This window comes from Xanthomonas sp. SHU 199 (genome assembly GCF_000364665.1).
Lineage (GTDB): Bacteria > Pseudomonadota > Gammaproteobacteria > Xanthomonadales > Xanthomonadaceae > Xanthomonas_A > Xanthomonas_A sontii.
In genome coordinates, this window is sequence record NZ_AQOI01000271.1 from 1 (window position 1) to 5607 (window position 5607).

Consider the following 5607-nt stretch of genomic DNA (forward strand, 5'->3'; position numbering starts at 1 on the left):
CCGGGAAAGCCCGTCGGGGCTGAAGCCACTCCCACAAAAGCAGCTGTTTTTTATCGGCGCACTGGATCGCTTTGCAGCGATTGTGCTCCGCGGACTACGCTGCCGTCCCGATTCCCGATTCCCGATTCCCGATTCCCGGCTTTCAACAGCCGCAGGCTGGTCATCCCGAATCCCCAATCCCGAATCCCCGCTCCTCTGTGCTAGAACACAGCACAGCGGCACGGCGATCTTCGCCGCCGCGATCGCGGCGCAGGGCACTGCCGCACTGCACAAGGAGGACCGCATGAAGCGAGCAGGGTGGTGGACGCCGTTGCTGTTGGGCATGGCCGCGCCGGCATTGGCGCAGGACGGCAGCGGCACGGTGCGCATCGGTGCCAGCCTGCGCGCCGGCCCGGCGCCGGAGTATCCGCGCGTGGCTACGCCGGCCACCGACGACGCGTTGCAGGTGCATGGCTGCACACGGGATTGGGCCTGGTGCGATGTCAGCTGGCGCGAGAAACGCGGCTGGCTGCCGGCTGGTGCAATCGACTTTCACGAACAGGGGCAGGGCGTCGCGCCCGGTGCCTCGCTCGGTGTGCCCACGGTCGGCTTCGCGCTGGACCGCTACTGGGACACGCACTATCGCGGCCAGCCATGGGCACGCGAACGCGCGCGTTACCGCCCGCTGGAAAGCGCGGCGACTGCCGCTGGTCCAGCGCAGATCCCGGCGCCGTTGCAGCGGCAGTTAGCGCCGCAATGGCGGGCGCCGCCACCAATGGCGTCTTCCTCCGAGGCCGTGAGCGCCACGCCGGCATGGACGCCGCCGGGCGAGCGGATGCATCAGATCCCGCCGCCAGATGCGCTCAATCCCCGCTACAACAAGGAACTGGCGAAGGAGTTGCAACGCCAGGACAGCGACCGCCGCCAGCGCGAATCGATGGGACTGCAACCGGTGCCGCCGTCTGCTTCCGCACCGTCGGCATCGCCTTCGTGGCCGCCCACGCCCGCGACGATCCAGTGGGTCGAGCGGCATCCGCCGAAGCCGAGTTCGCCACCTCCGCCACCTCCGCCTCCGCCCTCAGCGCCACCGGCCAAGCCGGAACCGCACAAGGACGAGGCCGCCGGGCGACACGACGTGAAGCAACTGGAACGCTGAGCCGCGCCACGGCGCCCTCAAAGGCGCCGTGCGGCCTGGATACGGTCAGGCCTTGGCGAACACCAGCGCGGCGTTGGTGCCGCCGAAGCCGAAGCTGTTGGACATCACCGTGCGCAAGTCCGCGTCGCGGCTTTCGCGCACGATCGGGAAGCCCTCGGCGCGCGGATCCAGCGTGTCGATATTGGCCGAGCCGGCGATGAAGCCGTCGCGCAGCATCAGCAGGCAGTAGATCGCCTCGTGCACGCTGGCCGCACCCAGCGAATGCCCGGACAGCGCCTTGGTCGAGGACAGCGGCGGCACCGCGTCGCCGAACACCGCACGCACCGCGTCCAGCTCGGTGACGTCGCCCAGCGGCGTCGAGGTGCCGTGGGTGTTGAGGTAGTCGATCGGCGCGTCCACGCCCTGCAGCGCCATGCGCATGCAACGCACCGCGCCTTCGCCGGACGGGGCCACCATGTCGGCGCCGTCGGAGGTCACGCCGTAGCCGACCAGTTCGGCGTGGATGCGCGCGCCGCGCGCCACCGCATGGTCGTAGTCCTCCAGCACCAGCATGCCGCCGCCGCCGGCGATGACGAAGCCGTCGCGCGCGGCGTCGTAGGGCCGCGAGGCCACCGCCGGCGTGTCGTTGAAGCCGGTGGACAGCGCGCCCATGGCGTCGAACATCAGGCTCATGGTCCAGTCCAGCTCTTCGCCGCCGCCGGCGAACATCACGTCCTGCTGGCCGTGGCGAATCAGGTCCGCCGCCGCGCCGATGCAGTGCGCCGAGGTCGCGCACGCGGCCGACAGCGAGTAGCTCACGCCCTTGATCTTGAACGCGGTGGCCAGGCTCGCCGACACCGCCGAACACATCGTGCGCGGCACCATGTACGGGCCGACCTTGCGCACGCCGCGGTTGCGCAGCAGGTCCGCCGCTTCCACCTGCCAATGGCTGGAGCCGCCGCCGGAGCCGGCGATCAGGCCGATCCGCGGGTCGCTGATCGCCGCCTCGTCCAGGCCGGCATCGGCCAGCGCGTCGCGCAGCGCCAGGTAGGCGTAGGCCGAGGCGTCGCCCATGAAGCGCTTGAGCTTGCGGTCGATCGCCGCGTCCAGGTCCAACTGCACATCGCCCCCGATCTGGCTGCGCAGGCCGGCCTCGACCGCCTGCGGGTTATGGCGGATGCCGGCGCGGCCTTCGCGCAAGGCGCGCGACACGATGTCCAGATCGTTGCCCAGGCACGACGTGATGCCCATTCCGGTAATGACCACGCGCCGCATCAGAACGCCTCCGTCGACGTGAACAGGCCCACGCGCAGGTCCTTGGCGGTATAGATCTCGCGCCCATCCACCGACATGCGGCCGTCGGCCACCGCCATCGCCAGCTTGCGGTTGATCACCCGGCTGATGTCGATCTCGTACACCACCTGCTTGGCGGTGGGCAGCACCTGCCCGGTGAACTTCACTTCGCCCACGCCCAGCGCGCGGCCGCGGCCGGGCGCGCCCAGCCAGGTCAGGAAGAAGCCGGTCAACTGCCACATCGCATCCAGGCCCAGGCAGCCGGGCATCACCGGATCGCCGATGAAATGGCAGCCGAAGAACCACAGGTCCGGGCGGATATCCAGTTCGGCGCGGATCACGCCCTTGCCGTGCGCGCCGCCGGTCTCGTCGATGGCGACGATGCGGTCGAACATCAGCATCGGATCGTTGGGCAGGCGCGCGGCGTCGGCGCCGAACAACTCGCCGCGTGCGCTGGCGAGCAATTGCTCGCGCGAATAGGAGGACAGACGACTCATGAGCGGAACATTCCCAGGCGAGACAGTCGAGGCGCGCAAGAGTGCATGAGCTTCGCGCGTTCAATCAAACGTTTTATCCGTACGCACGCGTAGTGTCGGCAGCGGCGGTGGCGCGCGCACTGCGCCGGATCAAGGCGCGCATTCTCAGTCCGTGCGCAGCGCGGGGCTTATCATGCGCACACCGTTCGCAGGCGTAGGGTATGGGGTCGATGCGCAAGATCATTCACGTCGACATGGACGCGTTCTACGCGTCCGTGGAGCAGCGTGACGATCCTGCGCTGCGCGGCAAGCCGGTGGTGGTGGCCTGGCGCGGCATGCGCTCGGTGGTGTGCGCCGCCTCCTACGAGGCGCGCGTGTTCGGCGTGCGCTCGGCGATGCCGGCGCTGCGTGCCGAGCGGCTGTGCCCGGACGCGATCTTCGTGCCGCCGGATTTCGCCCGCTACAAGGCGGTGTCGCGGCAGGTGCGCGAGATCTTCCAGCGCCACACCGACCTGATCGAGCCGCTGTCGCTGGACGAGGCCTACCTGGACGTCACCGAGCCCAAGGGCGAATTGCGCACCGCCACCGAGATCGCCCAGACCATCCGCGCGCAGATCCGCGCCGAAACCGAACTGACCGCCTCGGCCGGCATCGCACCGAACAAGTTCCTGGCCAAGATCGCCTCGGACTGGCGCAAGCCCGACGGCCAGTTCGTGATCCGCCCGCATCGCGTGGAAGCCTTCCTGACGCCGTTGCCGGTGAACAAGGTGCCCGGCGTGGGCAAGGTGATGGAGGCCAAGCTGGCGGAACTGGGCATCGCCACCGTGGGCGATCTGCGCGCGCGCAGCGAGGCGGAACTGGAAGCGCGCTTCGGCAGCTTCGGCCTGCGCCTGTACCAGCGCGCGCGCGGCATCGACGAACGCCCGGTGGAATCGGACCAGCCGGTGCAGTCGATCTCCTCCGAGGACACCTTCGCCGAAGACCTGGCGCTGGAGGCGCTGGAGCCGGCGATCCGGCAACTGGCGGAGAAGACCTGGAACGCCACCCGCCGCACCGAGCGCATCGCGCGCACCGTGGTGCTGAAGCTGAAGACCGCGCAGTTCCGCATCCTCACCCGCAGCTTCACCCCGGAGCAACCGCCGGACTCGCTGCAGGCCTTGATCGACATCGCCCTGGCGCTGCGCGAGCGGGTGGACCTGCCGGCATCCACCCGCTACCGCCTGGTCGGCGTCGGCCTGTCCGGCTTCCACGAGCGCGAGCCTGGGCAGGCGCAGGGGCGCTTGTTCGGTTGAGGCGGTGGCGTTGCCTGGGAGACTGCCTTCCCGGCTGATTGCATGGGAACGTGTGCCACGGGAGACTGTCGTACCCTCTATCGTCGCGCCGGGAGCGGTGCGTGGATTGAAACACCTGGGGTTACGGTGCGGCGACGGCGGGTCTGTGTCGCGCCCTTGCGGGGGGCGTGGATTGAAAGCACATCGAGTCGGTCAGCAAGCACAGCGTCAGCGGTCGCACACGCTCGCGTGTGCGTGTGTTGAAACAACCATGGGATGTGGGTGCAGGCCGAGAACCTGGCCGTCGCTCCCGCGTCGGGACTGAAGTCCCTCCCACAGGGGCATGCTGCTCGGGTTGCAACAGCGACTTCATCCTCCGGCACGCGGATCGACCTGGTCGCGTCCTCACGGATGCGTGGATTGAAACATGGGTGGGGATCGCCAACCGGTGATGTTCTCGGGTGTCGTGCGCGCGAGCGCAGGGATCGAGCGGTTGACTCGGGCCGGGATGGATCGCGTGAGCGCGGTTCGCGCGCTCGGTCGCCGTCACGGCGCTGCCGTAGCGGGCGTGGCGTGGTCGCAATCGCGTGCCAGCGAAGGCAGGGCACGCGCCGCGCGCGCGTCGCAACCGCGTCCGACATTGCGCCACCTACAATGCGCACTTGTCCCCCTGTGTTGGCACGACATGACATTTCCTTATGCATTGGTGGTGTTCGACCTGGACGGCACCCTGGTCGACAGCGGCGCCGACATCGCCGAGGCGCTGAACCGTACCCTGGCCGACTTCGGCCTGCCGCGCGTGCCGGAGGCGACCGTGCTTGGCTGGATCGGCGAGGGCGTGCGCAAACTGGTCGAGAGCGCCTGGCGGCATGCCGGCGACGCCACGCCACTCGAGACGGTGATGCCGACCTTCATGCGTCACTACGCCGAATGCCTGTTGCGCAGTCCGCGGCTGTATCCGGGTGCGGCCGAGGCGCTGACGCAGTTGCATGCGGATGGCGTGACGCTGGCGCTGTGCACCAACAAGCCGTCGGCGATGGTGCCGCCGTTGTTGCGCCATCTGGGCGTGGCCGATCTGTTCTCTGCGGTGCTCGGCGGCGACAGCCTGCCCGAGCGCAAGCCCAGCCCGGCGCCGCTGCTGCACCTGGCGCAGCGGTTCGCGCAGCCGCCGGCGCGCTGCCTGATGGTCGGCGATTCGGGGACCGACCTGCAGGCCGGCCACGCCGCCGGCATGCCTGTGGCGCTGGTGCGTTACGGCTATCCGCGCGATCTGGATCTGGTCACGGCCGACGTGGTGTTGCTGATGGATGATTTGCGCGAGCTGCTGCGGCTCCGCTGATACGACGGCCATCCAAACACTGCGGTGTAGCGCAAAGACCGGGATGCGCTTGCAGGAGCGGCTTCAGCCGATGACGCAGTAAGCCCCTCTCCCCCCGGGAGAGGGGTTGGGGTG

At 69.1% G+C, this 5607-nt stretch carries 5 protein-coding genes; 3 read left to right on the plus strand and 2 right to left on the minus strand.

Features of this window, described 5'->3' with window-relative positions; all coding sequences use genetic code 11:
• The coding region (locus tag D183_RS0110275) for an SH3 domain-containing protein (protein WP_232757253.1) at positions 1-1135 on the plus strand (1135 nt) is incomplete at its 5' end.
• Positions 1136-1180: 45 nt separating this feature from the next.
• On the opposite strand, the gene fabB is transcribed toward D183_RS0110275, so the two are convergent.
• Both fabB and fabA read right to left on the minus strand, forming a co-directional pair.
• The gene (gene fabB / locus D183_RS0110280; RefSeq protein WP_026144358.1) at positions 1181-2389 is read right to left on the minus strand and encodes a beta-ketoacyl-ACP synthase I; all 1209 of its coding nucleotides are present in this window, start codon (positions 2387-2389) and stop codon (positions 1181-1183) included.
• A complete protein-coding gene (fabA, locus tag D183_RS0110285; protein ID WP_017908912.1) occupies positions 2389-2904 on the minus strand; it encodes a 3-hydroxyacyl-[acyl-carrier-protein] dehydratase FabA in 516 nt (171 codons plus the stop codon). Before fabA ends, fabB begins: the two co-directional genes overlap by 1 nt.
• A 200-nt stretch (positions 2905-3104) precedes the next feature.
• On the opposite strand from fabA, the gene dinB reads away from it, so the two are divergent.
• Positions 3105-4175: a DNA polymerase IV gene (gene dinB, locus D183_RS0110290; protein ID WP_017908913.1), complete on the plus strand. Its 1071-nt coding sequence runs from the start codon at positions 3105-3107 to the stop codon at positions 4173-4175.
• A 664-nt stretch (positions 4176-4839) separates the two neighbouring features.
• On the plus strand, positions 4840-5493 hold the full coding sequence (gene gph / locus D183_RS0110295) for a phosphoglycolate phosphatase (protein WP_026144360.1): 654 nt from the start codon (positions 4840-4842) through the stop codon (positions 5491-5493).
• Positions 5494-5607: the final 114 nt, after the last annotated feature.